26 protein-coding genes are annotated in these 25,220 nt (G+C 60.5%); 5 read left to right on the forward strand and 21 right to left on the reverse strand.

Annotation, left to right across the window (positions count from 1 at the left end; genetic code table 11):
* Window positions 1-48: 48 nt before the first annotated feature.
* Together ftsH and rlmE are read right to left on the reverse strand one after the other, a co-directional pair.
* The gene (gene ftsH / locus G4923_RS07450; RefSeq protein WP_111910384.1) at window positions 49-2,001 is read right to left on the reverse strand and encodes an ATP-dependent zinc metalloprotease FtsH; all 1,953 of its coding nucleotides are present in this window, start codon (window positions 1,999-2,001) and stop codon (window positions 49-51) included.
* A gap of 45 nt (window positions 2,002-2,046) precedes the next feature.
* Entirely contained in the window at window positions 2,047-2,676 is a 630-nt protein-coding gene (gene rlmE / locus G4923_RS07455) for a 23S rRNA (uridine(2552)-2'-O)-methyltransferase RlmE (RefSeq protein WP_005326622.1), read from the reverse strand.
* A 97-nt stretch (window positions 2,677-2,773) separates the two neighbouring features.
* On the opposite strand from rlmE, the gene yhbY reads away from it, so the two are divergent.
* Window positions 2,774-3,070, forward strand: a complete 297-nt coding sequence (gene yhbY / locus G4923_RS07460) for a ribosome assembly RNA-binding protein YhbY (RefSeq protein WP_025326057.1) — start codon at window positions 2,774-2,776, stop codon at window positions 3,068-3,070.
* Window positions 3,071-3,175: 105 nt separating this feature from the next.
* The gene (locus G4923_RS07465; protein WP_163136389.1) at window positions 3,176-3,769 is read left to right on the forward strand and encodes a PilZ domain-containing protein; all 594 of its coding nucleotides are present in this window, start codon (window positions 3,176-3,178) and stop codon (window positions 3,767-3,769) included.
* Window positions 3,770-3,817: 48 nt separating this feature from the next.
* Here G4923_RS07465 and greA read toward each other — a convergent pair whose 3' ends face one another.
* The 10 genes from greA to pomA all read right to left on the reverse strand — a co-directional run bounded on the left by greA (window position 3,818) and on the right by pomA (window position 11,746).
* Window positions 3,818-4,294, reverse strand: a complete 477-nt coding sequence (gene greA / locus G4923_RS07470; protein WP_041205192.1) for a transcription elongation factor GreA — start codon at window positions 4,292-4,294, stop codon at window positions 3,818-3,820.
* Between the two features lie 384 nt (window positions 4,295-4,678).
* Window positions 4,679-5,047, reverse strand: coding sequence for a PRC-barrel domain-containing protein (locus G4923_RS07475; protein WP_106887621.1), 369 nt, complete (start codon window positions 5,045-5,047; stop codon window positions 4,679-4,681).
* Between the two features lie 78 nt (window positions 5,048-5,125).
* Window positions 5,126-5,278, reverse strand: coding sequence for a hypothetical protein (locus tag G4923_RS07480; RefSeq protein ID WP_163136390.1), 153 nt, complete (start codon window positions 5,276-5,278; stop codon window positions 5,126-5,128).
* Between the two features lie 349 nt (window positions 5,279-5,627).
* A complete protein-coding gene (locus tag G4923_RS07485; RefSeq protein WP_163136392.1) occupies window positions 5,628-6,296 on the reverse strand; it encodes an ABC-type transport auxiliary lipoprotein family protein in 669 nt (222 codons plus the stop codon).
* Window positions 6,293-7,246 carry an MlaD family protein gene (locus G4923_RS07490; RefSeq protein ID WP_205597166.1) on the reverse strand — a complete coding sequence of 318 codons (954 nt, stop codon included), beginning with the start codon at window positions 7,244-7,246 and terminating at the stop codon, window positions 6,293-6,295. The genes G4923_RS07485 and G4923_RS07490 overlap by 4 nt, the downstream gene beginning before the upstream one ends.
* A complete protein-coding gene (locus tag G4923_RS07495) occupies window positions 7,243-8,034 on the reverse strand; it encodes an ABC transporter ATP-binding protein (RefSeq protein ID WP_163136394.1) in 792 nt (263 codons plus the stop codon). The genes G4923_RS07490 and G4923_RS07495 overlap by 4 nt, the downstream gene beginning before the upstream one ends.
* A gap of 1 nt (window position 8,035) precedes the next feature.
* Entirely contained in the window at window positions 8,036-9,160 is a 1,125-nt protein-coding gene (locus tag G4923_RS07500) for an ABC transporter permease (protein ID WP_205597167.1), read from the reverse strand.
* 165 nt (window positions 9,161-9,325) lie between these two features.
* Window positions 9,326-9,697, reverse strand: coding sequence for a BON domain-containing protein (locus tag G4923_RS07505; protein WP_111910388.1), 372 nt, complete (start codon window positions 9,695-9,697; stop codon window positions 9,326-9,328).
* A 388-nt stretch (window positions 9,698-10,085) separates the two neighbouring features.
* Complete coding sequence (locus G4923_RS07510) at window positions 10,086-10,979, reverse strand: flagellar motor protein MotB (RefSeq protein WP_025326043.1); 894 nt, start codon at window positions 10,977-10,979, stop codon at window positions 10,086-10,088.
* Between the two features lie 8 nt (window positions 10,980-10,987).
* Window positions 10,988-11,746: a flagellar motor protein PomA gene (pomA, locus tag G4923_RS07515; protein ID WP_106887625.1), complete on the reverse strand. Its 759-nt coding sequence runs from the start codon at window positions 11,744-11,746 to the stop codon at window positions 10,988-10,990.
* A gap of 234 nt (window positions 11,747-11,980) precedes the next feature.
* On the opposite strand from pomA, the gene xseB reads away from it, so the two are divergent.
* The 3 genes from xseB to dxs are packed head-to-tail and all read left to right on the forward strand — an operon-like array spanning window position 11,981 to window position 15,010.
* Window positions 11,981-12,232: an exodeoxyribonuclease VII small subunit gene (gene xseB, locus G4923_RS07520; RefSeq protein ID WP_025326041.1), complete on the forward strand. Its 252-nt coding sequence runs from the start codon at window positions 11,981-11,983 to the stop codon at window positions 12,230-12,232.
* A complete protein-coding gene (ispA, locus tag G4923_RS07525) occupies window positions 12,233-13,123 on the forward strand; it encodes a (2E,6E)-farnesyl diphosphate synthase (RefSeq protein WP_106887626.1) in 891 nt (296 codons plus the stop codon).
* Window positions 13,124-13,144: 21 nt separating this feature from the next.
* A complete protein-coding gene (gene dxs / locus G4923_RS07530; protein WP_163136396.1) occupies window positions 13,145-15,010 on the forward strand; it encodes a 1-deoxy-D-xylulose-5-phosphate synthase in 1,866 nt (621 codons plus the stop codon).
* A gap of 96 nt (window positions 15,011-15,106) precedes the next feature.
* On the opposite strand, the gene G4923_RS07535 is transcribed toward dxs, so the two are convergent.
* From G4923_RS07535 to ribBA, 9 genes are all read right to left on the reverse strand, one after another.
* Window positions 15,107-16,048, reverse strand: coding sequence for an ABC transporter permease (locus G4923_RS07535; protein WP_025326038.1), 942 nt, complete (start codon window positions 16,046-16,048; stop codon window positions 15,107-15,109).
* 3 nt (window positions 16,049-16,051) lie between these two features.
* The gene (locus G4923_RS07540) at window positions 16,052-17,026 is read right to left on the reverse strand and encodes an ABC transporter permease (RefSeq protein WP_106887628.1); all 975 of its coding nucleotides are present in this window, start codon (window positions 17,024-17,026) and stop codon (window positions 16,052-16,054) included.
* 95 nt (window positions 17,027-17,121) lie between these two features.
* Window positions 17,122-18,678: an ABC transporter substrate-binding protein gene (locus tag G4923_RS07545; protein ID WP_106887629.1), complete on the reverse strand. Its 1,557-nt coding sequence runs from the start codon at window positions 18,676-18,678 to the stop codon at window positions 17,122-17,124.
* A 58-nt stretch (window positions 18,679-18,736) separates the two neighbouring features.
* Window positions 18,737-20,461, reverse strand: coding sequence for a dipeptide ABC transporter ATP-binding protein (locus G4923_RS07550; protein ID WP_111910392.1), 1,725 nt, complete (start codon window positions 20,459-20,461; stop codon window positions 18,737-18,739).
* Window positions 20,462-21,132: 671 nt separating this feature from the next.
* Window positions 21,133-21,621: a phosphatidylglycerophosphatase A family protein gene (locus G4923_RS07555; protein WP_163136398.1), complete on the reverse strand. Its 489-nt coding sequence runs from the start codon at window positions 21,619-21,621 to the stop codon at window positions 21,133-21,135.
* Window positions 21,618-22,577 (reverse strand): thiamine-phosphate kinase, encoded by a 960-nt coding sequence (gene thiL, locus G4923_RS07560; protein WP_111910394.1) that lies wholly within the window; start codon window positions 22,575-22,577, stop codon window positions 21,618-21,620. The genes G4923_RS07555 and thiL overlap by 4 nt, the downstream gene beginning before the upstream one ends.
* A gap of 201 nt (window positions 22,578-22,778) precedes the next feature.
* Window positions 22,779-23,192, reverse strand: a complete 414-nt coding sequence (nusB, locus tag G4923_RS07565) for a transcription antitermination factor NusB (protein WP_025326032.1) — start codon at window positions 23,190-23,192, stop codon at window positions 22,779-22,781.
* A gap of 14 nt (window positions 23,193-23,206) precedes the next feature.
* The gene (gene ribH / locus G4923_RS07570) at window positions 23,207-23,677 is read right to left on the reverse strand and encodes a 6,7-dimethyl-8-ribityllumazine synthase (RefSeq protein ID WP_106887633.1); all 471 of its coding nucleotides are present in this window, start codon (window positions 23,675-23,677) and stop codon (window positions 23,207-23,209) included.
* Between the two features lie 291 nt (window positions 23,678-23,968).
* A complete protein-coding gene (gene ribBA, locus G4923_RS07575) occupies window positions 23,969-25,078 on the reverse strand; it encodes a bifunctional 3,4-dihydroxy-2-butanone-4-phosphate synthase/GTP cyclohydrolase II (protein ID WP_163136400.1) in 1,110 nt (369 codons plus the stop codon).
* Between the last annotated feature and the right edge of the window lie 142 nt (window positions 25,079-25,220).

The following is a 25,220-nucleotide window of genomic DNA, read 5'->3' on the forward strand; positions in this document are numbered from 1 at the left end:
CGCATAAAGAAAAACCCCGGGCAAGCCCGGGGTCTGGATCATGAAAGCTTATTTGGCCGGCACATCGTTCGCCTTGTCGATGTCATTGCGCGGTGCGCTGTTGTCATCGGCCTGCGCCTTGACCTCGGGCTCGCTGCTCACGCTGGCGCCGCCTTGCGGGGTGTCACCGTGCTCATCGTGCCAGTTGCTGGGAGCCCGGACCTCACGACGGGCCATCAGATCGTCGATCTGCTTGGCATCTATGGTCTCGTACTTCATCAAGGCATCCTTCATGGTGTGCAGCACATCCATGTTGTCCTGCAGGATCTGCTTGGCACGAGCATAGTTGCGATCGATGACCTGCTTGACCTCGGCATCGATGACCCGCGCTGTGTCGTCGGACATGTGCTTGGCCTTGGCCATGCTGCGACCAAGGAAGACTTCACCGTCTTCTTCGGCATAGAGCATGGGGCCCAGACGCTCGGACATACCCCACTGGGTCACCATCTTGCGGGCGATGTCGGTGGCACGCTCGATGTCGTTGGAAGCACCGGTCGATACTTTCTCTGCACCGTAGATCAGCTCTTCCGCCAGACGACCGCCATACAGGCTGGAGATCATGGACTCCAGATGCTGCTTGGAGTGGCTCCAGCGATCCTGCTCCGGCAGGTACATGGTCACCCCAAGGGCACGGCCACGGGGGATGATGGAGACCTTGTAGACGGGATCATGATCCGGCACTACACGGCCGATGATGGCATGACCGGCTTCATGATAAGCGGTCATCTCCTTCTCGGAGTCTCTCATCACCATGGAGCGACGCTCCGCACCCATCATGATCTTGTCCTTGGCCTTCTCGAACTCCAGCATGGAGACCACACGACGGCTCTCACGGGCGGAGAACAGGGCGGCTTCGTTGACCAGGTTGGCGAGATCGGCGCCGGAGAAGCCCGGGGTACCACGTGCAATCACAGCGGCATTGACGTCATCCGCCAACGGAACCTTGCGCATGTGTACCTTCAGGATCTGCTCACGACCGCGGACATCCGGCAGACCGACCACGACCTGACGGTCGAAACGACCCGGGCGCAGCAGAGCGGGATCCAGCACGTCTGGACGGTTGGTCGCGGCGATGACGATGACGCCTTCATTGCCTTCAAAACCATCCATCTCGACCAGCATCTGGTTCAGGGTCTGCTCACGCTCATCGTGGCCACCACCCAGACCGGCGCCACGCTGGCGACCGACCGCATCAATTTCATCGATGAAGATGATGCAGGGGGAAGACTTCTTGGCCTGCTCGAACATGTCGCGTACCCGGGAGGCACCGACACCCACGAACATCTCGACGAAATCAGAACCGGAGATGGTGAAGAAAGGCACCTTGGCCTCACCCGCGATGGCCTTGGCCAGCAGGGTCTTACCTGTACCGGGCGGGCCGACCAGCAGCACGCCGGTGGGGATCTTGCCGCCCAGTTTCTGGAACTTGGTCGGATCGCGCAGATAGTCGACCAGCTCTTTGACCTCTTCCTTTGCCTCGTCACAACCCGCCACGTCGACGAAGGTGGTCTTGATCTGATCTTCACTCATCAGGCGAGCCTTGCTCTTGCCGAACGACATGGCACCCTTGCCACCGCCGCCCTGCATCTGACGCATGAAGAAGACCCAGACACCGATCAGCAACAGCATCGGGAACCAGGAGATGAAGATGGACGTGATCAGAGACGGCTCTTCCGGCTTCTCACCCATCACCTTCACGTTGTGGTTGAGCATGTCGTTGAGCAGTTGGGGATCCGGCGCAGGGATGATGGTGGTGAAACGTTCACCGGTGCGCTTGACGCCATTAATGACCTTGCCATCCATCCGCACTTCACGGATCTGCTCTTGGGTCACTTCTTTCACGAAGCTGGAATAGTCCAGCTGGCGACTGGTGGTATCGCTGGGGCTGAAGCTATTGAATACCGACATCAGCACGACGGCGATGACCAGCCACAGGATTAGGTTTTTCGCCATGTCACTCAAATCAATGACCTCGCAGACTGACAGTTAACGATGAGGGTTAGGGTACTACAGTTTAAAACCGGTAGCCACAATGTAGACTTCTCGTGAACGGGCACGGGAGGAGTCTGGTTTACGAATCTTGACGACAGAGAAAAGTCTACGAATTTCATTGAGATAGGCATCAAACCCCTCCCCCTGGAATACCTTGACCACGAAACTGCCATTACTGCGCAGGACCTGATTGCACATGTCCAGCGCCAGCTCGATCAGATACATGGAGCGAGCCTGATCCACCTGCTGGGTCCCGCTCATATTGGGCGCCATGTCAGACATGACCACATCAACCTTGTCCGGGCCAACTCGTGCCAGCAAGGCGGCAAGCACAGTTTCCTCCCGAAAGTCCCCTTGCAGGAAATCGACACCGGCAATGGAATCCATCGGCAGAATATCGCAAGCAATCACTCGCCCCTTGTCACCCACCTGATCGATGGCAAACTGGGACCAGCCACCGGGGGCCGCCCCCAGATCCACCACCGTCATGCCCGGCTTGAGCAGTTTGTCCTTGCCCTGGATCTCATCGATCTTGAACACGGCACGGGAACGCAGTCCCAACTTCTGGGCTTTTTTGACGTAATGATCGTCAAAATGTTCTTTTAACCAGCGGGTTGAACTGGGGGAATGTTTTTTCTGGGTCATGATTGTCGACTTTAAAAAACCACAAGGGTTATTAGTATTAAGGGCTAAGTGGGGGTAGAATACGCCCCTTTCAACCCTGACTTATGAAGAAATTGCCATGATTCTCAACAATAAACAGAAACAGTACCTCAAGGGCCTAGCCCACAGCCTGAAGCCGGTCGTCCTGCTGGGACAACACGGCCTGACCGAAGGGGTGCTGGCCGAGATCGATCTGGCGCTGAACCACCACGAGCTGATCAAGGTTAAGGTGTCGTCTGAAGATCGTGAGATGAAACAGCTGGTGATGGAAGCCATCGTCCGTGAGACAGGCGCCATCAAGGTACAGAGCATGGGCCATGTACTGACCATCTATCGTCAGGCCACAGAACCCAAGATCCAGTTGCCCCGCAAGTAACAGGAAAGAGCGTTCGCTCTTTCCTTCATTTCTCTTCTTCCCAAGTCGCTTGCCAAAATAGTCGTCAGGCCCTTAACCTGCGATGAATACTTGCGGACATCCACTATGGACAAGCATCAGATTCTCACCGACGAGGAGCTGGCTATGCTGCAGGACTTGGGAGACGCAGAGGACATGGCCGCCGGCCAGTTCCTGCGAGGCAACCTGAGTCTTCCCCTACAGAGCCTGTTGCAACGGGCCAGCCCCTTGACGATCGAGGCCCGTATCGCCGGCCATCAACTGCGTTTTCCGCTGCATTGTACCCTGGCGGCGGAAGGCCACACCGAGCTGCGCATCGCCGCCCCCACCATCACAGAGCTGGGCTCCCCTCACCTGCGCGCCTGGCGACTCGATGAGAAAGCCGTCCTGCACACCAGCGATGCCGAGTATGAGGTGCACAGCCTCTCCCTTGGCGGTCTCATCGTGGCCGGTTTGCCACCGACTCTGACCAAGGGCGATCGGCTGCACGGCACCCTCGGCATCGAGGGATTGCCTCCCCTGGCACTGAGCGGCACCCTCATAAGGCATGTCCAGTCCCACCAGAAGCACCATGACTGGGCCTTGCAATTCCAGCTAGACAAGGGAGATCAGGAGCAACTGCGGGACTGGCTCTTCCAGCGTCATCAGGACGCCTTCGTCCAGACCTATCAGGGGGACTAAATGCAACAGGGGAGCCGGGCTCCCCTGTCTCTTCACCGCCCCTCATCGTCAGAGGTAGGCGACTTCCAGAATTTCGTACTCAACATCGCCAGCCGGTGTCTTGACGATGGCCACGTCGTCCACTTCCTTGCCGATCAGGGCACGGGCAATGGGCGAGTTCACGGAGATCATGTTCTGTTTGATGTCCGCCTCGTCGTCACCCACGATGCGGTAGACCACTTCCTCTTCCGTTTCGCTTTTCAGCAGAGTCACGGTCGCACCGAAGATGACGCGGCCATTGTTGGCAATCTTGGTGATATCGATCACCTGGGCATTGGAGAGCTTGCTCTCAATTTCCTGAATGCGGCCTTCACAGAAACCTTGCTGCTCGCGAGCGGCATGGTATTCGGCGTTTTCTTTCAGATCACCATGTTCACGGGCATCAGCAATCGCTTCGATAATCTGGGGACGCAGCTCGCTCTTCAGATAGTCGAGCTCTTGACGCAGCTTTTCAGCGCCGCGAACAGTCATCGGAGTATGATTCATAGTCGAAACCTGGGTTGCTTGAAAAAGAGAAGCTGCGGCAATCAAAGAGAGCCGCAGCTATCGGTTCGGATGAGGCATCTTAATATGAAGCTGCCACAAAATCCATGTCAGCCCCTGCGAGCGGGATCGCGCTTTGAATGACCAGAGGCCTGCCGGGAGGCTGAAGAAAATCGAGAGGATGAGGCGAACGGAGGCAGCCACGGCGACCTTGACCCTGGCTGCAATATTTTCGTTTTGGTTGTTTGATCAGGCTCACCACCGCATCGAGCCTCGCCTTGCCTAGGTGAAATCATGCTTGCAGACACGTTTCCATGCCTTGCTGACGATCATAGGCCGGAGGGGATCAAAAGGCAGACCAACATCAAGCCAGCGTGCAAAACCACCTCAGTACCTGGTGTCGTAATAGCTGTAGATGCTCTTTTCCCAAGAGGTATCTGCCATGTTGGGCCAGTGGTCGCTATCAAATCCCGGGGCATTCTTCATGCGTTCCTCTGTGGTATCCATGATGAAACGCTTGTTTTCAGTATCGACCTTCAAGGCGCTCCAGGGTACGGCAAACAGCTTCTCGCCGAGACTGAGGAAACCGCCGAAGGAGAGCACCGCATAGCACACCTTGCCGTTTTCGATATCCAGCATGAGCTCCTTGATGCTGCCCAGCTTTTCACCTCTCGGGTCGTACACATCGTCGCCACTGAGCGTGCTGGCGCTGAGTACTCTTGACCCAAGACGGCTGGATGGAATGATATTGTTCATTTGATACTCCTGACATTGTTGGAAGAAAGAGTGAGGGGAAAAGCGCGTTGGCAGAACGCTAACCAACGCGGTAACAATTTATTTCCCCTTTCTGGCGTCCCTGCGATCTTCTTTTCTCTCGTCGGGGGCTGCCTGGTGTTTGCCGGCGGACACTGGAATCGCCCCCTTTGATTCCTTGTCGTCCTTGCCTTTGGTCTCTTCAGTACGACCCTTGAGCTGGTCCTTGTTCATGATGAACTCCTGATAGTCAGTTGGATGAGGGTGCGAGCACCGAGAATGGGATCCCGCACCAGCCATCGTGAGCATAAGCCGCACACAACAGGGGGTCTGTACGTTGACCCACATAGAGCACGGGCCCGGCACCTGACCAATGGCTCGCTGATACGGCGTTAAGCCAGAGCACCACTTGTGCGATCCCCTCCCCCGGCTACCACCGGCAAGGCCCCGAGGCGACACAACCCGCCGACAGGAGAGGCTGAGCCTCGGGCATCAAGATGAAGCCCCATCCAGATGTCAGAACCAAGGGAGCCTGCAGCTCCCCGGCCTGTGCCTGCCCCCTTTTCTCTGCCACATCTGCGGTTCAGCGGCGCGCCCCGGGTGAGAGGCGCCAGTTGCCTGTGGCGTCGGCACAGAAGCTGGCCAGGCGCTGCACGACCTGCTGAACGGCACTATTGGCCGCCATCACGCCGCCGTAGGGATTGGCCTGCGGTGCTGGCACTGTCTCGTCGAATTCGCGCCAGGCCAGCACCTGGCGGCTGTCGCTGTCCACCAGGTAGGCCCGCAGCGTGAAGCGGGTACGGCTGGGTGATCTGTCGAACTCCTGCTGCAGGCGGATGATTTCGACATCGAGGCGCAGATCCCCCGCAGCCGCGCTGGGAGCCAGGACGACGGCGCGAAAGGCCCCCGTGTCCTCGAGTTCGGCGACTATGCGCGGAGCTATCATCCGGGCGGGCGTATCGATCCATTCACTGTGCGCGAAATACTCCAGCTGATAGGGCTCGCGAACGTAGATGATCCGCTGGCTGTCGAAACCGGGGGCGGCACGTGGCGGGTTGACGATCAGCGTAGGCGCGGCGCCCAGTCTGGCCGCTGCGGCCTTGGTCGGGGGGGATGCACCCACCCCGGAGAGCGAATAGAAGGCAGGTGGCGGCACCTTGGCCGCATCGAACATGCTGCAGGCAGCGGGCAGAAGCAGCAACAGCGCGGCGACGGCGAGCCGGGTAAAGGGAGGTGCTGACTGGCGGATCATGGCGGTTGCCCTCCTTCGGATGATTCTCCCGGGCCATCCGGCACCGGCTTGCGGCCGAACAGGAGCCCGGAGGGGTTGCGTTCGGTCTGCTCGCTGAGACGGCGCAGCGAGGTCGTCAGCACGCTGAGCTCGCCGAGCAGGCGTTCCAGCTGGGGCAGGCTCTCCGCCGTGAAGCGGTTGATGTCGCTGCCGACCGCGTTGAGGGTCTTGCCTGCGCTGGCACTGGTGCCGGCGATCTCATTGCCCATCTTCTCGACGGCATCCGCCGCCCGCCCGATACGCGCGATCAGGGGGGAGAGCTCGTGACTCGCGCTTGCGCTGTTTTTCATCACCCTGGCCGCATCCTTAAGAGCGGCATCTATGCTCTCGTTGCGCTCGGCCAGCGTGTGCGCCACCCGGGCAATGTCGGTCAGGGTGCTTTGGAAGGCCGCCTGATTCTCCGGACCGAGCAGGGCGTTGAGGCTGTTCGAGGTACTGTCCAGCTTGGCCAACACGCTGGTGAGGACGTTCTCGAGGCGAGCAGCGAGAGAGGGATGGGTGCGGATCACCGGATACTGATAACCAGGGGTAGCCTGCAACAGAGGCATGTCGCTGGCCCCGCCGCTCAGCTCGACATAGGCGATCCCCGTCAGGCCCTGTGTCTTGAGCACGGCCACAGTGTCCTGCCTGATCGGCGTGCCTCGCTCGATGGCAAACAGCAGATTGACCTGCTCGGGATTGGCCGGATCGAGCCGTATCTGCCTGACCCTGCCGACATCGACACCGTTGTATTTGACCGGAGCATTGAGATTGAGGCCGGCGACCGACTCCTCCGAGATCGCCAGATAGAGATCGTATGCCTTCTGGAAAGCCCCTCCCGAGGCGAGCCAGAGGATGACGGCCACCAGCAGGGTGCCGAGGATGACGACAAAACCCCCTACCAGGGCGTAACTGACCTTGGTTTCCATCATGTTCCCTCGCTGCGTTGCTCGGCGGCCCGCCCTCGCGGGCCCTCGAAGAATGGCCGGATTGCCGGCAGATCCATCTTTGCCAGCGCTGTCATCGACCCTATCCCCTGCACCTTGCCGTCGCCGAGCACGGCGACGCGGTCGGCCACCTGCCACAGCAGATCGAGATCGTGGGTGATAAGGACTATGGTCAGGCCGAACAGATCGCGTAACTTGCGGATCAGACTGTCAATCTCGCCAGCGCTTTCGGGGTCCAGACCTGCGGTCGGCTCATCGAGAAAGAGCAGTTCGGGATCGAGGGCCAGGGCACGTGCCAGCGAGACACGCTTTAACATGCCGCCGCTCAGCTCGGCCGGGTACTGATCCCCCACGACCGGCTCCAGGCCGCTCATCGCCAGCTTGCGGTCGGCGATGTCGTTGATCAGCCCCTGTGCGAGTTCGGTGTGCTCACGCAGCGGCAGACCCACGTTTTCCCTGGCGGTCAGGGAGCCGAACAAGCCGCCACTCTGAAACATGACGCCCCAGCGCTGGCGCAGGGCAAGGGCGTCGGCGTCTTCGATGTTGGCGAGATCGACCCCGAGCACCCGGATCGAGCCCGACTCGGGTTGCTGAAGCAGGATGATCTCCCGCAGCAGGGTCGACTTGCCCGATCCCGAGCCGCCGATCAGCACGAAGATCTCGCCGTGGTTGACCACCAGATCGATCCCGTCATGGACCACATGCTCGCCAAAGCGCGTCATCAACTGGCTGATGATGATGGCCGGGGTGACACTGCCATCTGGCGCCTTCATCTCAGAGATCCAGGGCGCTGAATGCAACCGAGAAGAGCGCATCGGCCACTATCACCATAAAGATGGAGTGGACGACGCTACGGGTCGTCTGTCGTCCGACACTGTCGGCACCTCCCTTGGTTTGAAACCCCTGGAAGCAGCCGACGGTCACTATGATGGCGGCAAATACCGGCGCCTTGCCGATGCCGATCAGCAGATCCGTGACGCTCACCGTCTTGACGAAGCGATCGAGGAATTCGGCCGTGCCGACATCCAGCTGGATGTGCGCCATCAGCATGCCCCCCAGGACGCCGAAGAGATCGGCGAAGAGGGTGAGCAGGGGGAGAGTGATCAGGAGAGCGAGCGCCTTGGGCAGCACCAGCATGTCGAGCGGCGCAATGCCTATGGTGCGCATGGCGTCGATCTCCTCGGTCACCGCCATGGTACCTATCTGCGCCGCGTAGGCGGAACCTGAGCGGCCGGCGACTATGATGGCGGTGATCAGCGGTGCAAACTCTCGCAGCATCGAGAGCGCGACCAGATCGACGACAAAGATGTTGGCGCCATAGATGCGCAGCTGCGCGGCCCCCTGATAGGCGACGACGATGCCGAGCAGAAAGGAGAGCAAACCGACGATGGGCAGGGCATCGACACCTGCGCTGCGGATGTTGTAAAGAATTGGGCGCCAGCGAATCCGTGTCGGATGGGCCAGCCAGCCACCCAAGGCGAAGGTGCACTCGCCGATGAAGGCGAGCAGGGCGCAGCCTTGTGCCAGCAGGCTCGCCGTGCCCTGACCCAGGCTTTCCAGGCGGGATAAAGGGTGAGAGGGGATAGGCGCGGGCCCCGGAGCGGACTCCTGAGCCAGGGCATCGAACAGCCTGGCGAACTCCGGGCGCAGTTGGCGTAATTCAACGCCAGCCGCACCATCACGCAGCCGGCGCAGCAGTGTTTGCAGGATCCAGGCCCCGGCCGTATCGAGGGCCTCGATGCCAGAGGCGTCGATGGCCCAATGCTCTCCGGCCGGAATGGCAAGGGCGTCGAGCTCGCTTGTCAGCCTGCCCATACCCAGCGCAGTCCAGGATCCCGACAGCACCAGCGCCTGTGGCGTCGTCCGGCTCATGGCCGCCGGTGTGGTGGTCGGCTTCAAGGCTGGCCACCCTGACAACAGAGTGGCAACCCCGAACGGGCGACGTGCCTAAGGGCAGCCATCGACCGATGGCGGTAGCCACACAGGCAGCGTGCCGGATCACCCAGCTCAAAGGCTCCCCTGCACACCATGACGCCTTGCCATGAGAGGTCGTCGGGTGTTTGCCTAGCGCTCGGTACCGACCTTGATGTCATTCTTGACAGAGGTCACCCCCTCGACGCCCATGGCAATCGCCACGACCTTGTCCAGCGCCGCCTGATCCACCGCGCCGCCACTCAGGGTGACCTCCCCGGCATCATCGGTATCGACATGGATATTGACCAGGCTGGACATCTGCTCGGCCGCAAGCCCCGCCTTGATCTTGGTAGTGATGACCGAGTCCTCGACATATTCCAGCGTCGAGGACTCCATGGTCGACGATTCAGATGGCATCGACTGCGCGGCATCGGTGTCGTCGGTGAGCTCGGCACCGTGGCTGGCTAACGGGAGCAACAGCAGTCCGGTGAGGAGCAAGCTGGCACTGAAGATATGGTTCATGGTGGTTCCTTCCTGAAGGGCTGAAAAAACGCACATCCGGCAACCCGGGTGCTATCCATTCGCCGTGACGAAGATGTAACACGGGGCAGCGCGCAGTTCTGTACGGCATCGTACATAACGCGGGAGGTCGACAAGGCCACGGGGGAGCGGCATGAGATCAGGGGGGGAGATGAGGGAGCCTTGCCGCGCGACAGGCGCCGCATTGGGAGTGACTGATGGGCGGGCAAACCGCAGAGGCGCGGTTCAATCGGACACTGTTCGCACCCGATTTGCCTGAACATGCGGCGAGCGGAGGCCCTTTGCTAGGCAACTCCGACTCAACAGAAAAAGAGAAGCAGCGGTTATCGGAGACAACCGCTGCGAGCGGGATGGTGCAGACTGGCGAAAGCTACTTGGGATCAGCCACCCCGATAGGAGCAGATACCGTCGGTTTGCCCTGCATGATGGCGATCTCCACCCGCCTGTTCATGCGCCTGTTCTCCGGGCTGTTGTTCGGCACCAGCGGCTGGGAGTCTGCCATTCCCTGCACTACCAGACGGTTGCCGTCAAAGCCGGGCACCTTGATCATCTGGTGGGCCACCGCCACCGCCCGCTGGGACGAAAGCTCCCAGTTGGACTGGAACAGCTCGTCTTCGGTGGCGACGTCATCGGTGTGACCGGAGACGGTGATCTCCCCGGGCACATCCTTGAGCAGGGTCGCCACTTTACGGATCACCGGCCAGAACTGTGGCTGCAGGAAGGCGGAACCCGCCGGGAACGCCGCCTTCTCGCGGATGCGAATGATGATCTGCTGACCCAGCGCCTCTATTTCTATGGCCCCGTCCTGGATCTGGGCCTGCATCTGCTCGGCCAGCGCCTTGGCCAGTTCGTTGGACTGCGCCTGCGCCTTCTGGGCCTGCTGGGCGGTGTCGCCACCGCTCTGCTGACCCTCGGTCTTGTCATGCCCCCCCGCCTGATCCGCATCCCCGGGCTGAAAATCCAGCTCGGTCTGGGTCATGTCTATGGTCTGCTGCATGATGGTGTCGATGGGGGTCGGTTCGGGCCGGCCAGGGCGAAACTCCTGAGCGATGACCGAGGTTCCCTTGGGAATATCCTTCACCTCCAGGATGTTCTGCACCCCGAACGCCTTCTCCATGGAACCGGCGATCTGCTTGAACTTCTGCACATCCATCTCCGCAAAGGAGAGCAGCAGCACGAAGAAGCACATCAACAGGGACATGAGATCGGCGAAGGTACCCATGTAGCCCGGCAGACCGGGAGGCGGACACTTGCACTTTGCCATGGGGCCTCCTAGTCGAGCCCGTTGTTGCGTTTGGACTGGTTGAGGTAATTCTGCAGCATGGCCTGGATCACGCGAGGGTTCTGGCCATCCTGGATGCCCATTATGGCGTCAAGGATCAGGGTGCGGCTCAGTTGCTCCTCGCCGCTGCGCAGCTCCAGCTTGTCGGCAATCGGGATGGCCACCATGTTGGCTTCGATGGCGCCATACAGAGTCGTCAGCAAGGCCACCGCCATGGCCGGGCCTATGGACTTGGGATCACTCATGTTCGCCAGCATGGCCACCAGCCCCACTAGCGTACCTATCATCCCCATGGCGGGGCCGAGATCCCCCAGGGAGCGAAACACCTTGATGGCGATGACGTGGCGCTCCGAGGTCAGCTCTATGTCTTTTTCCATCACGGCGCGCACCACATCGGCATCATGGCCGTCCACCAGCATGTCGATGCCCTTCTTCATGAAGGCATTGGGGATCTCTGCCGCTTCCAGCGCCAGAAAGCCCCCCTTGCGGGCCGCGTCCGCCAGCTCTACCGCCTTGGCAATCAGGTCATCGAGCTTGTCGCCCTTGTACATGAAGGCCTTGCCCGCGACCTTGAACGCCATCAGGAACTGGCTGAGGTTGAACTTCATCATGCAGATGAAGAGGGAGCCCAGTATGGTGATATAGACCGAGGGCATATCCACATACATGTTCATGGGGCCACCCAGCAGCATGCCGTACACCACGACCCCAAATCCCAGCACTATGCCTATCAGACTGCCTAAATCCACATCCCTACTCCTGTCGCCGAACTTGCCATTTATTTATATTGCGTTGAATTTTCTGCTATTGCGCCTCGGGCAGCAAGCCCGGCACGCCTTCATAACAGGTCGGCAATAGATGGATGCCAGCCCCTTGTTATCGGCCGCGGTCAGGATAGTTTGAGGGCGGCACACTTTTCTGCCTCCCCCCTGTGCCCGGTCGATGTTAAGATGAGCCGTTTTTTTCAATCCCCGAGGATGGACATGGCCAGTAAAAAAATCGACCGTCTGAGTTTTGATGCCACCCTGGAAGAGCTGGAAACCATAGTGCATCAACTCGAACAGGGGTCGCTCCCCCTCGAGGAAGCACTCAAACAATTCGAACAGGGCATCCATCTGGTGCGGGCCGGCCAGCAGAAGCTGGAGCAAGCCGAGCAGAAGATCCAGATCCTCCTGACCCAGGCCGACGGCAGCGAACAGGCGGTCCCCTTTCGATCAGAGCAAGGAGAGGAGTGAGTGACCCTGGACGATTTCTCCCGCCTGCACCGGCGCCGCATCGACGACTGCCTCTCGGCACAGCTTGAGGCTCTGCCCGCCATGGCGCCGCGCCTGCGGGATGCGATGAAATACGGCCTGCTGCTCGGCGGCAAGCGGGTACGCCCCTTCCTGGTCTACGCCGTGGGCGAGATGCTGGGGGTGCCAAGCGAGCGGCTCGACGGCCCCGCCGCTGCGGTGGAGTGCATTCACGCCTACTCCCTGCTGCACGACGATCTGCCCGCCATGGATAACGACGATCTGCGCCGCGGCCAACCAACAGTGCACAAGGCATTCGATGAAGGCACCGCCATCCTGGCCGGTGATGCCCTGCAGACCCTGGCATTCTCCATACTGGCGGACCATCCCCTCCCCGACGAACTGCTTGCCAACCGGGTACGGATGCTGAGCGCCCTGGCCCGCGCCTCCGGTTATCTCGGCATGTGCGGCGGTCAGGCGCTGGATCTGGAGGCCGAAGGCCGCCGGATCAGCCTCGCCGAGCTGGAGCAGGTGCATCGCCACAAGACGGGAGCCCTCATCGAGTGCGCCGTCACCCTGGGGGCCCTGTGCAAGGCCGACGTGGCGCCTGCCACCCTGGCCGCGCTGCAAACCTATGCCGCCGCCATCGGGCTCGCCTTCCAGGTGCAGGATGACATCCTCGACATCACGGGCGACACCGCCACCCTCGGCAAGCCGCAAGGTTCGGATCTGGCGCAGGAGAAGAGCACCTATCCGGCCCTGCTCGGTCTCGACCCTGCCCGTGAGCTGGCTCGCGAACTGCATGACAAGGCCTTAACAGCCCTGCAATCCTTGCCCTACAATACCGACATTCTGGAAGCGTTTGCCGATTACATCATCGAGCGAACCCACTAAACGCTGGATAACAGTAACAATATGAGCGTTGATATTAGCGATTTCCCCAACCTGGCCCTCGCGGATACGCCGGTCGAGTTGCGATCCCTGCCCAAAGAGCGGCTGCCCATTCTGTGCGAAGAGCTGCGCGAGTATCTGCTGCGCTCGGTGAGCCGCTCCAGCGGCCACTTCGCCTCCGGCCTCGGCACAGTCGAGCTGACGGTGGCGCTGCATTACGTCTACAACACCCCCTTCGATCGCTTGGTGTGGGACGTGGGCCATCAGGCCTATCCCCACAAGATCCTGACCGGTCGGCGCGAGCGCATTCACACCATTCGCCAGAAAGATGGCCTGCACCCCTTCCCCTGGCGGGAAGAGAGCGAGTACGACGTGCTCAGCGTGGGCCACTCCAGCACTTCCATAGGTGCTGCCCTCGGCATGGCGGTTGCCGCCGAGAGCGAGGGGCTGGGCCGCAAGGTGGTGGCCGTCATAGGTGACGGCGCCATCACGGCGGGCATGGCGTTCGAGGCCCTCAACCACGCCGGCGATGTCCACAAGGACATGCTGGTGGTGCTCAATGACAACGAAATGTCCATCTCCGAAAATGTCGGGGCGCTCAACAACCACCTGGCCAGGCTGATGTCCGGCAAGCTCTACACCACCATCCGCGAAGGCGGCAAGAAGGTGCTGGCGGGGCTGCCGCCGGTCAAGGAGCTGGCCAAGCGGGCCGAGGAACACCTCAAGGGCATGGTAGTCCCCGGCACCCTGTTCGAGGAGTTCGGCTTCAACTACATAGGCCCCATCGACGGCCACGACATCCACGCTCTGGTCGAGACTCTGCGCAACATGCGCAACCTCAAGGGTCCCCAGCTGCTGCACGTCAAGACCAAGAAGGGCAAGGGCTACGAGCCTGCCGAGAAAGACCCCATCGGTTACCACGCCGTGCCCAAGTTCAACCCGGACGAGTGCGCCCTGCCCAAGAATGCCGGCGGCAAGCCGACCTTCTCCGCCATCTTCGGCCAGTGGCTGTGCGACATGGCCGCCAAGGACGAGCGTCTGGTCGGCATCACCCCCGCCATGCGCGAGGGCTCGGGGCTGGTCAAGTTCAGCCAGCAGTATCCGGATCGCTACTTCGACGTGGCCATCGCCGAGCAGCATGCGGTCACCTTCGCCGCCGGCCTGGCCATCGCCGACAAGAAACCCGTGGTTGCCATCTATTCAAGCTTCCTGCAACGGGCCTATGACCAGCTGATCCACGACGTGGCGCTGCAGAACCTGCCGGTGCTGTTCGCCATAGACCGCGCCGGTCTGGTGGGTGCCGACGGCCCTACCCATCAGGGGGCGTTCGACATCAGCTTCCTGCGCACAGTGCCGAACATGGTGGTGATGACGCCGTCCGACGAGAACGAGTGCCGCCAGATGCTCTACACCGGCTATCAGTGCAACCAGCCCGCGGCGGTGCGTTATCCCCGTGGCAGCGGCTGCGGCACCGAGATCCAGAGCGAGATGACAGCGCTGGCACTCGGCAAGGGTCGCATCGTTCGTGAAGGCAAGGGCACCGCCATATTGGCGTTTGGTACCCTGCTGCATCAGGCCAGGGCCGCCGCCGAGGCGCTGGACGCCACCCTGGTGGACATGCGCTTCGTCAAGCCCATGGACGAGGCGCTGGTGCTCTCCCTTGCCGCCTCCCACGATCAGTTTGTCACTCTGGAAGACAACGCCATCATGGGCGGGGCTGGCTCTGCGGTGAACGAGCTACTGATGCGCAGCAAACAGTGCAAACCTGTGCTGAATCTCGGTTTGCCGGATCGCTTCGTGGAGCAAGGCACCCAGGAGGAGAGCTATGCCCAGCTGGGGCTGGATGCCACGGGCATCCAGGCCAGCATAGAGGCCTGGCTGCAGGCCTGACGCACAAACCGGCGGCGAGCCAGACAAGGGCAAACGCTAGCAATAAAGAAGGGCGCCTGATGGCGCCCTTCTTGTTTTCTGCGTGTCTGACCCTTCTTACCCTTTGTAGATCTTCGGGTTAAACACATCCCGCAGCCAGTCACCCAGCAGGTTGATGACCAGCACCAGCACCACCAGGCAGATGCCCGGGAAGGCGGTGATCCACCAGGAGCCGGAGAAGATGTAGTTGAAGCCCACGCTGATGAGGGAGCCCAGCGACGGCTGATCCACCGGCATACCCAGCCCCAGGAAGGAGAGTGCCGCCTCGCTCATGATGGCGTTCGCCACCTGCACAGTGGAGATGACCAGGATGGGCGACAGGCAGTTCGGCAGTATGTGGCGGAACATGATGCGCGGGGCACGGAACCCCATCACCTGGGCCGCTTCCACATACTCCTTCTTCTTCTCCGCCAGCACGGAGGCGCGTACCGTCCGGGCGTACTGGGGCCACTCGGCGATGCCGATGATCACCACCAGCATCAGGATGGCGAACTTAGAGTAGAACTCGGAGCCAAAGGTCGCCTGGAAGATGGCGGAGATGATGATGGCCACCATCATGGTGGAGAACGACAGCTGCACGTCGGCAAAGCGCATCAGCAGGTTGTCGATGCGACCACCGAAGTAACCGGCGATGAGGCCGATGACGATGCCGAGCACCAGCTGCAGACCGACGGCGAACAGGCCTATAGTCAACGAGATGCGGGCGCCATAGAGGATGGTGCTCCAGATGTCACGACCCTGGTTGTCGGTGCCGAGCCAGAAGCGCGCCTCGCCCCCTTCCAGCCAGGAGGGAGGCAGCTCCGCATCCATCAGATCGAAGCTGGTCTGGTCATAGACGTTGTGCGGTGCCAGCCAGGGCGCCAGCAGCGCCGCCAGTACGAACACCACAAACACCGCAAAGCTGAACATGGCTACCTTGTCCCGCAGGAAGTAGTAGACGATGTCAGAGTTCTTGAATCGCGCCCAACGGCTTGGGCTTGCAGTTACAGCGTTAGTCATCTGTTACCCCTTGGCGGTCAGGTTGACGGTCGGGTTGATGAACCCGTAGAGCAGGTCGACCAGGGTATTGGTCACCACGAAGATAAGGCCCACAAAGATGACGTAAGCGGTGATCAGCGGGGTATCGACCCTGTGGATCGCCTCGAGGAACAGGAAACCCGTCCCTGGCCACTGGAACACGCTCTCGGTCAGTATGGTGTAAGCCACCATGGTGCCGATCTGCACGCCGCCGACTGTGATGACCGGCAGCATGGTGTTTTTGAGGGCGTGGCTGTAGTAGACCTTGTTGTTGTCCAGCCCCTTGGCACGGGCGAACTTCACGTACTCGGAGGAGAGCTGCTCCAGCATCTCGGAGCGTACCAGCCGGATGAACAGCGGCAGCATGATGGAGGAGAGGGACACCGCAGGCAGGATCAGGTGCTTGATACCGTCCCAGGTGAAGAAGCCCGACTCCCAGCCCAGCAGGTTGTAGGTCTCGCCACGGCCATAGGCCGGCAGCCAGCCCAGCTGGATGGAGAAGAGGTACATCAGCATGATGGCGGTCAGGAAGACCGGGATCGAGATGCCGATGCTGCTCACCGCCATGATGAGCTTGGTCAGGAAACTGCGCGGCCTTATCGCCGAATAAACCCCCAGCGGAATGGAGACCACGACGATGATGAGCGCGGCAGCAAACACCAGCTCAAGGGTAGCCACCAGCTTGTCGAGGATCACCTCGAGGGCCGGTCGCTTGAAGAAATAGGAGGTGCCCAGATCCCCTTGCACCGCGTTCTGCAAGAAGCGGCTGTATTTCACCAAAAAGGGATCATTGAGGCCCATTTTGTCGCGCAGCTCCTGGCGCACGGACTCGGAGACGGATTGTCCCACCAGCTCGCGCAGCGGATCCCCCAGGTTGTCCTGGATGGAGAAGGCGACCAGGCTGATGACGAACATCACTATCACGGCCTGATAGAACCGTTTCAGCAGGAATGTAAACATGCTTGTCCTTCTACGTGGCCTGTGTCTTGGCACAGGCTTCTGTTAATGACGGGGCACCCATGGGCGCCCCGCCAGGTCCTTCCTTAGCGCTTCACTTACTTGTTGACCACCAGGTCACCCAGGTAAGGGAAGTTCATCACGTTGACCACAGGCTTGATGTCGACGTTCTTCTTGGCACCGTAGGCCAGGTCTTCCCAGTGCAAGGGCACGTAGGCAGCGTCGTCGATCAGCATGGCTTCCACCTTCTGCAGGATGGCGGCACGCTTGGCCGGATCGGTTTCGGTGTTCGCTTCCATCACCATCTTGTCAGCTTCTGCGTTGGCATAACCGCCGCAGTTGTACTGACCCATGCCGGTCTTGGCATCCTTGGTGAAGGTCAGGAACTCGAAGAAGTTCGCACTGTCTTCGGTGTCGGAGTGCCAGCCGATCAACTGCATGTCGGAGGCGCACTTGTCAAACTCGGGCCAGTACTGGGCAACCGGCATGGTCTTCAGATCCACCTTGATGTTGATCTTGGACAGCATGGCGGAGACGGCCTGGGCGATCTTGACATCGTTGACGTAGCGGGCAGCCGGGGAGATGAAGGTCATCTTGAAGCCCTTCTCGTAACCAGCTTCCTTCATCAGCTCCTTGGCCTTGGCCAGATCATACTGGGGCTTGAGCGCCTCGTTGTAACCGGCATAGCCTTTCGGGCTCAGCTGGCCAGCGGGGGTACCGAAGCCCTTGTTGATCTTGTCGACTATGCCCACCTGGTTGATGGCGTAGTTGATTGCCTGACGCACGCGCTTGTCTTTGAGCGCCGGGTTGGTGTTCTGGTTCAGCTCGATGATGATGGCGCGGGTACCGGACAGGGTCACCAGCTGGGAATCCTTGCCGTTCTTCACGCGCTCCAGATCGTTCGGGGCAACCGGGTAGATCATGTCCACATCACCACCCAGCAGGGCGGCTACGCGGGTCGCGTCTTCCTTGATCGGCACCACGGTCAGGTTCTGGACGTTGCCCTTGGAGGCCTTGTCCCAGTAGTTGGCGTTGCGGGCATACTCCAGCTTGACGCCCTGCTCGCGGAACTTGACGCTGAACGGACCAGTACCGGAAACATGGGTAGAGGCATAGGAGTCGCCGTTCTTGACGATGGCGGCCTTGTCCTTGCCGGCTTCATCCTTGCCGCTGTAGAACTTGGAGTCCATCGGGAAGATGTAGGTGACGGTCTGCAGCACCAGCGGGAACGGCTTGGCGGTGACGAGATCCACGGTGAAGTCATCCACCTTCTTGGCTTCGGCGATGGGGTCGAAGATCGCCTTGAAGTCCGGGGAGGCCTTCAGACGGTTGACGGTCCATACCACGTCATCGGCGGTGAAGTCGTTGCCGGAGTGGAACTTGACACCCTTGCGCAGGTGGAAGCGGACGGTCTTGTCGTCGATGCGCTCATACTTCTCGGCTAGACGCGGCTCGAATTGCAGATCCTGGGTGTAACGCATCAGGGGATCGAACACCAGGTGAGACATCTCCAGGGTCTGACCGGAGAGCTGCTCCTGCGGGTCCAGCGAGGTGGCGTCAGAGGCGACGGCAACCTTGATGTCGGCGGCAGAAACGTTGAACGCGAGACCAGCGGCGAACAGCGCCATGGCGATCTTGGATAATCCTTTCTTCATGTCTTTCTCCATGCTTTTGGCTTTTTATTGACAGACAAACCGGCGAGCCGGTGCTTTCCTAGCTTGCGATTTCCAGCCCCTCGCGGGACATTCCCTTAAATTCCGGCATGAGGGAGATCAGCTTGCGGCTGTACTCATGCTCGGCATTGGTAAATAGTTTTTCGGTCTCCGCGACCTCCACCAGGTGGCCGTGCTGCATCACGCCGATGCGATCGCACATCTGGCGGATAACCGGCAGATCGTGGCTGATGAACAGCATGGTGAGCCCAAGCTCCTGCTGCAAATCCTTGAGCAGGTTGAGGATCTGGGCCTGCACCGAGACATCCAGCGCCGAGGTGGGCTCGTCGCAGATGAGGAAGCGCGGCCGGGTCGCCAGGGCGCGGGCGATAGAGATGCGCTGGCGCTGACCACCTGAGAACTCGTGGGGATACTTGACCCCTGCCCCGCGGCCGAGGCCGACGTGATCCAGCAGATCGCTCACTATGCCCTGGATCTGGCTCTCGCTGCTCGCCAGTTTGTGGAAGCGGATCGGCTCGGCGATGATGTCACGCACCTTCATGCGCGGGTTCATCGAGGAGTAAGGGTTCTGGAACACCATCTGCATCTGGCGGCGCAGCGGGCGGCGCTCATGCTCCCCTTTCAGGGCGGTGAGGTCGATCCCCTCGAAGAAGATCTTGCCGGTATCGGGCGGATAGAGGCCCGTGATGGCACGGGCTATGGTGGATTTGCCGGAGCCCGACTCCCCCACCAGACCGAAGGTCTCCCCTTCGAAGATCTCGAAGCTGATGTTGTTGCAGGCACGCACGTACTGGCGGCGGCTCGGGAAGATGGAATCCTTGGTGACGAACTTCAGATCCACGTTCTCCACCCGCAGCAGGGCACCTTCATAGCTGCGCTCGTCCTGACTCTGGCCGAGCCAGTGGGTCTTGAGATCGATGCTGAGATCCGGCGCACTGGCGTCTTCGATGTAGGAGACCAGGGGGAAGCGCACCAGCTTCACATCCGAGCGGGGCACCGCCGAGATGAGGCTGCGGGTATAGGGGTGGCTGGGGCGACCCAGCACCTGTTCTGTGGTGCCGAACTCAACCAGATCCCCGCGATACATGACAGCCACCTTGTCGGTGACGTTGGATACCACGCCCATGTCGTGGGTCACCAGCATGCAGCCCACCTGACGCTCCTTGCAGAGGTTGCGGATGAGCTGGAGGATCTGATCCTGAATCGAAACGTCAAGCGCCGTGGTCGGCTCATCGGCGATGATGAGCTCGGGATCCCCCGACAGCGCTATGGCGATGACCACCCGCTGGCGCATGCCACCGGAGAACTGGTGCGGGTACTGCTTGATGCGGATTTCCGGCTGCGGTATCCCGACCGCCCCCATCAGCTCGAGGGCCTTGGCAAAGGCGGCCTCGCGATTGAGATCGGTATTGGCCAGTATGGTCTCCACCAACTGTTGTTCAACGGTGAACAGCGGATTGAGGGAGGTCATGGGATCCTGGAAGATGAAGCCGATACGGGAGCCACGGATGGCCCGCATCTCGTTCTGGCTCTTGCCGGAGATGAGCTCGCCGTTGAGGTAGATATCGCCACGGGCGATGCGACCGGGCGGGCTCAACAGATCGATGACGGCATTGCCTATGGTGGACTTGCCGGCACCTGATTCACCGACTACGCCGACGATCTCGCCTTTTTCCACGGAAAAAGAGAGATCCTTGACCGCGGCCAGCACCCCATAGCGGGAGGGGTACTCGATCCGCAAGTTTTTCACTTCGAGCAAGGACATGGTTACCTCTGCGGGGGACATCCGTCCCAAATAATTCGTCCGTAAATCAGCCGCAGATGCTGGTTGTGCCTTGGTACTTATGTTGAGAGCTTGTCTTGTGTAATAAACGCTCAATCCATGAGGCAGCCAAACCAGCGATCCGGGCGGGTTTTTTGCATTTTTTTGGAATAACCCGCGAGTAAGTTAGTCGGTTTGCCCGCGGGTGTAAATGATCCAGTTATACAATTTCGCAATACTTTGCGCAGATAACGCACTCGCCATTGGCGCAAAATGTCGATAAATATCACATTAACAGAGATTGTGATGGCAATGCGAGAGATTAGCTTATTTAAATTTCAACAAAGATGTAACAAGCAATCGAATCCACTATTCAATACAGACTACGCGGCTTCGAATGAGTAGTGAATATTTATGTGAAATGATTTTTTAACGGCAGCATATCTGGATGAAGGAAAACTAAGCAGAGATAAATAGGGTCAACTCAGAATGATCTGCCAAAGCCCGGCGCGCCGTCACCGGACAAGCCGGGGGGATTGCATACAAAAAGGCGCAGTCCCACCAAGGAACTGCGCCTGAAGCTTAATTGTATGGAAAGAGCGGGCAGACAGAGGATGACACTGCGCGGCATCGAGGGCCAAGCCCGCCATGACAGCCGTGACCTCCGACCCGCCTTACCAGCGAGCCAGCAACTGCATGCAGAGCAGGGCGAACAGACCGGCGATGAGATCATCCAGCATGATGCCGAGCCCGCCGTGGATACGGCGATCGAACCAGGAGATGGGCCAGGGCTTGAGCACGTCGAACAGCCGGAACAGCACGAAGCCGGCCAGCACCCACTCCCAGCCAGCCGGAGCGGCAATCATGGTGACGCCGAAGCCTATCACCTCGTCCCAGACGATGGCACCGTGATCCGGCATGCCGATGGCATCGGTGGCCGCCTGACAGATGCGAATACCCGCCACGAACCCCACCGCCAGCAGGGCGATGAACCAGGGGGTCGGCAGACCGCTCACCAGCAGGTAGAGCGGAATGGCTACCAGGGTCCCCATGGTGCCCGGTGCCCTGGGGGAGAGACCGGCACCAAAGCCCAGCGCCAGACAGTGGAGCGGGTTCTTCAGGCTCAGGCTGTTCAGCTCGGGCCTTATCTTGAAAAAGCTCATGCGAAGTGATCCCAGCCCTTGAGATGAAGCTCGACCGGCTGCTCATCCTGCACATAGTCGATGCCGGGGTCGCCGGCCTGGATGCGGCCGATGCGGGTGAACCTGACGCCGCAGTTGGCCAGCGCCGTGTCCAGGGCACCGTGATGCTCCTGTGGCACAGTGAAGCAGAGCTCGTAGTCATCGCCACCGGCCAGCGCCAGTTGCCAGGCATCCCGTGCGGGCACGGCGTCCTGCAACACGGGCGAGAGGGGCAGCAGGTCCAGATCGATCTGGGCCCGCACACCGGACGCCTTGAGGATATGACCGAGATCGGAAGCCAGGCCGTCGGAGAGATCCAGCGCGCTGCTCGCCAGCCCGCGCAAGGCCTGACCGGCCAGGATGCGGGGATGGGGATGATCGAGCCTGGGCAGCACGGCCGCCAGCTGGTTCTCGTTGAGGGTGCGTTTGCCCAGCAGATGGGAGAGGGCCAGGGCCGCATCCCCCAGGGTGCCGGTGACATAGATGCCGTCCCCTACCCTGGCGCCACTGCGCATCAGGGCACGGCCGGTCGGCACGGATCCCTTCACCGAGACGGTGATGGAGAGTGGCCCGCGGGTCATGTCCCCCCCCACCAGGGCCACATTGTAATATTCAGCGAGCTCGAGGAACCCTTCCGCAAAGCCCGCGACCCAGGCCTCGTTGACGGCGGGCAGGGTCAGCGCCAGGGAGACCCAGCGCGGCTCGGCCCCCATGGCGGCGAGATCGGAGAGGTTGACCGCCAGCGCCTTGTAGCCCAGATCCACCGGATCCATGTCCGGGAAGAAGTGCACGCCGCTCACCAGGGTATCCGTGCTCACCGCCAGCATGGTATCGGCGGGCAGGGTCAGCAGGGCGCAGTCATCCCCTGGGCCCATCACCACGTCCTTGCGGGCGTGGGGGACCTTGAAGTACTTCTCAATCAGCTCAAATTCACCCATACAGTAAAAAGCCAGCGGTTAAGCTGGCTCCTCTCTTAGATGCTGTTGATGCGCTTGCTGCGACATAGTGATCAAGGCTCATCTGCTGCTCGGGCTCCTCATGTATGTCTATACACTCCGGCCCCTGCGCTGCTCTTCACCTTGCTGACGACTTCTCGCGACAGAGCATCTATCAGCACTGAATGCTGATGGACGGCGGGATCAACGCTTGGGCAGCGTCTTGATCACCTTGTCCAGTACACCGTTGACAAACTTGTGGCTGTCATCGGCGGCGAAGGCTTTGGCCAGCTCGATCGCTTCGTTGATCACCACGCGCGGCGGCACATCATCACGACGGGTCAGCTCGTAGGTCGCCAGACGCAGGATCGCCTTGTCCACCATGTCCACTTCTTCCAGCGGACGGGAGAGGAAAGGTGAGAACACCTTGTCCAGCTCGTTGCAGTGGACCGCTACCCCGAACAGCAGATCGCGGAAATAGCTCAGGTCCACACCCTTGGTGTCCTGATCGATCTTGAACTGCTCTTCGATGTCGCCCACGTTGGCCTGGGTCATCTGCCACTGGTAGATGGCCTGGGTGGCGCAATGGCGGGCCTTACGGCGCTCGGACGGTTTCAATGTACTTCTCCTCGTTACACGTCCAGCTGTTTCAGGACGTTGATCATTTCGAGCGCGCTCAGTGCAGCCTCTGCACCCTTGTTACCCGCCTTGGTACCGGCGCGCTCGATGGCTTGTTCAATGTTTTCAGTGGTCAGTACGCCGAAGGCGACGGGAATTTCATACTCCATCATCACCTGGGCCAGCCCCTTGCCGTTCTCGCTCGCCACCAGTTCGAAGTGATAGGTGCCGCCACGGATGACGGTACCGAGCGCGACTATGGCGTCGTATTGACCGCTCTTGGCCAGCTTCTTGGCTGCCAGGGGAATTTCGACGGCACCCGGCACACGCACCAGGGTGAGATTGCTGTCCTGGACCTGGCCTTGACGCTTCAGCACGTCCAGCGCGCCGTTCACCAGGCTGTCATTGATGAAGCTGTTGAAACGGGCAACGACAATAGCAACACGCGCCTCGGGAGCGGCGATATTCCCTTCGATAATCTTCATTGGAAATCCTGTCTCTGTGCAATCAATAGGGGCCGGGGCCAAAAGTGCACGCATTCTAGCACAACAGAGCCGCGACAAAAAACCATGGCCGCATCGTGCGGCCATGATAGTCATTCAAGCCATCAGGGACTTGTTCGCCGACGTACTCCACCACCTCAAGGCCGAAGCCGCGGGAAGAGGGGGATATTTCATCGAGCGAGTACCAAGGCGCTTAGTCGCCGATGTACTCCACCACTTCCAGGCTGAAGCCGCTGACGAGGATGGTATTTCGTCAAGCGAGTACCAAAGCGCTTACTCGCCGACGTATTCCACAACCTCAAGGCCGAAACCGCCTAGGGCATGGTATTTCTTCGGCGAGCTCAAGAGGCGCATCTTGCCGACCCCGAGCGCCTTGAGGATCTGGGAACCCACGCCGACCCGGCGCGAGGTGCCCTGCCACTTGGCCCCTTCCGGTGCCAGTCCCTTGTCGGCGGCTTCAAAGCCCTTGACCCGGGCCAGCAGCTCGGCGCCCTGGGCTTCGGCCCCCAGGATCACCAGCACACCGCCCTCTTCGGCGATGCGGGCCATGGATTTGGGCAGCGGCCAACTGCGGGCGCTGTGGCGATCCGTCAGCAGCAGATCGCTCAGCACGTCGTGCAGATGGACCCGCACCAGAGTCGGCTGGTCGGCTTTCACCTCGCCTTTCTTGAGGGCGAAGTGCACCTGGTTGTCTATGGTGTCGCGGAAGGTGACCAGATCAAATTCCCCGAACTCGGTGGGCAGCTTGCACTCGGCCACCTTCTCCACCGTGGTCTCGTGCTGGTTGCGATACTCGATGAGGTCGGCGATGGTGCCGAGCTTGATGCCGTGCTGCTCGGCGAAGACCTCAAGGTCGGGACGGCGCGCCATGGTGCCATCCTCGTTGAGGATCTCGACGATGACGGAGGCCGCCTCGTATCCGGCCAGACGGGCCAGATCGCAGCCCGCTTCTGTATGGCCGGCACGGGTCAGCACGCCGCCATCCTGCGCCATCAGCGGGAAGATGTGGCCAGGCTGCACCAGATCGGCAGCCTTGGCGTTCGGTGCGACGGCGGCCTGTACGGTGACGGCGCGATCGGCGGCTGAGATGCCGGTGGTCACCCCCTCGGCCGCTTCTATGGTCACGGTGAAGGCGGTGGAGAACTGGGCGTTGTTCCTGTCCACCATCAGCGGCAGCGCCAGCTGCTTGCAGCGATCCCGGGTCAGGGTCAGGCAGATCAAGCCCCTGCCGTAACGGGCCATGAAGTTGATATCCTCCGGACGGACACAGGAGGCGGCCATGATGAGGTCCCCTTCGTTCTCCCTGTCTTCGTCATCCATCAGGATCACCATCTTGCCCGCCTTGATATCGGCAATGATTTCCTGGGTTGTGCTCAGCGCCATGGGCTACTCCATCAACATGCTTGGGGAATTGAGCCTGCCGGCTCGGCTTGATACTGCATCATTGTGTGCTAGATGGGGGCGCGGGGCCCCATTTCAATCGGAGCGGGATCACAGAACCGTATTTTGCCCGCTCGCCTGCCTG

It is taken from the genome of Aeromonas rivipollensis, assembly GCF_010974825.1.
Lineage (GTDB): Bacteria > Pseudomonadota > Gammaproteobacteria > Enterobacterales > Aeromonadaceae > Aeromonas > Aeromonas rivipollensis.

What these genes read in the sequence shown, in the direction of transcription:
- rlmE (WP_005326622.1), bottom strand. Translation starts at nt 2,676, where the DNA reads ATGACCCAGAAAAAACATTCCCCCAGTTCAACCCGCTGGTTAAAAGAA.
- yhbY (WP_025326057.1), top strand. Translation starts at nt 2,774, where the DNA reads ATGATTCTCAACAATAAACAGAAACAGTACCTCAAGGGCCTAGCCCAC.
- G4923_RS07465 (WP_163136389.1), top strand. Translation starts at nt 3,176, where the DNA reads ATGGACAAGCATCAGATTCTCACCGACGAGGAGCTGGCTATGCTGCAG.
- greA (WP_041205192.1), bottom strand. Translation starts at nt 4,294, where the DNA reads ATGAATCATACTCCGATGACTGTTCGCGGCGCTGAAAAGCTGCGTCAA.
- G4923_RS07475 (WP_106887621.1), bottom strand. Translation starts at nt 5,047, where the DNA reads ATGAACAATATCATTCCATCCAGCCGTCTTGGGTCAAGAGTACTCAGC.
- G4923_RS07480 (WP_163136390.1), bottom strand. Translation starts at nt 5,278, where the DNA reads ATGAACAAGGACCAGCTCAAGGGTCGTACTGAAGAGACCAAAGGCAAG.
- G4923_RS07485 (WP_163136392.1), bottom strand. Translation starts at nt 6,296, where the DNA reads ATGATCCGCCAGTCAGCACCTCCCTTTACCCGGCTCGCCGTCGCCGCG.
- G4923_RS07490 (WP_205597166.1), bottom strand. Translation starts at nt 7,246, where the DNA reads ATGATGGAAACCAAGGTCAGTTACGCCCTGGTAGGGGGTTTTGTCGTC.
- G4923_RS07495 (WP_163136394.1), bottom strand. Translation starts at nt 8,034, where the DNA reads ATGAAGGCGCCAGATGGCAGTGTCACCCCGGCCATCATCATCAGCCAG.
- G4923_RS07505 (WP_111910388.1), bottom strand. Translation starts at nt 9,697, where the DNA reads ATGAACCATATCTTCAGTGCCAGCTTGCTCCTCACCGGACTGCTGTTG.
- G4923_RS07510 (WP_025326043.1), bottom strand. Translation starts at nt 10,979, where the DNA reads ATGGCAAAGTGCAAGTGTCCGCCTCCCGGTCTGCCGGGCTACATGGGT.
- xseB (WP_025326041.1), top strand. Translation starts at nt 11,981, where the DNA reads ATGGCCAGTAAAAAAATCGACCGTCTGAGTTTTGATGCCACCCTGGAA.
- dxs (WP_163136396.1), top strand. Translation starts at nt 13,145, where the DNA reads ATGAGCGTTGATATTAGCGATTTCCCCAACCTGGCCCTCGCGGATACG.
- G4923_RS07535 (WP_025326038.1), bottom strand. Translation starts at nt 16,048, where the DNA reads ATGACTAACGCTGTAACTGCAAGCCCAAGCCGTTGGGCGCGATTCAAG.
- G4923_RS07540 (WP_106887628.1), bottom strand. Translation starts at nt 17,026, where the DNA reads ATGTTTACATTCCTGCTGAAACGGTTCTATCAGGCCGTGATAGTGATG.
- G4923_RS07545 (WP_106887629.1), bottom strand. Translation starts at nt 18,678, where the DNA reads ATGAAGAAAGGATTATCCAAGATCGCCATGGCGCTGTTCGCCGCTGGT.
- G4923_RS07550 (WP_111910392.1), bottom strand. Translation starts at nt 20,461, where the DNA reads ATGTCCTTGCTCGAAGTGAAAAACTTGCGGATCGAGTACCCCTCCCGC.
- G4923_RS07555 (WP_163136398.1), bottom strand. Translation starts at nt 21,621, where the DNA reads ATGAGCTTTTTCAAGATAAGGCCCGAGCTGAACAGCCTGAGCCTGAAG.
- thiL (WP_111910394.1), bottom strand. Translation starts at nt 22,577, where the DNA reads ATGGGTGAATTTGAGCTGATTGAGAAGTACTTCAAGGTCCCCCACGCC.
- ribH (WP_106887633.1), bottom strand. Translation starts at nt 23,677, where the DNA reads ATGAAGATTATCGAAGGGAATATCGCCGCTCCCGAGGCGCGTGTTGCT.
- ribBA (WP_163136400.1), bottom strand. Translation starts at nt 25,078, where the DNA reads ATGGCGCTGAGCACAACCCAGGAAATCATTGCCGATATCAAGGCGGGC.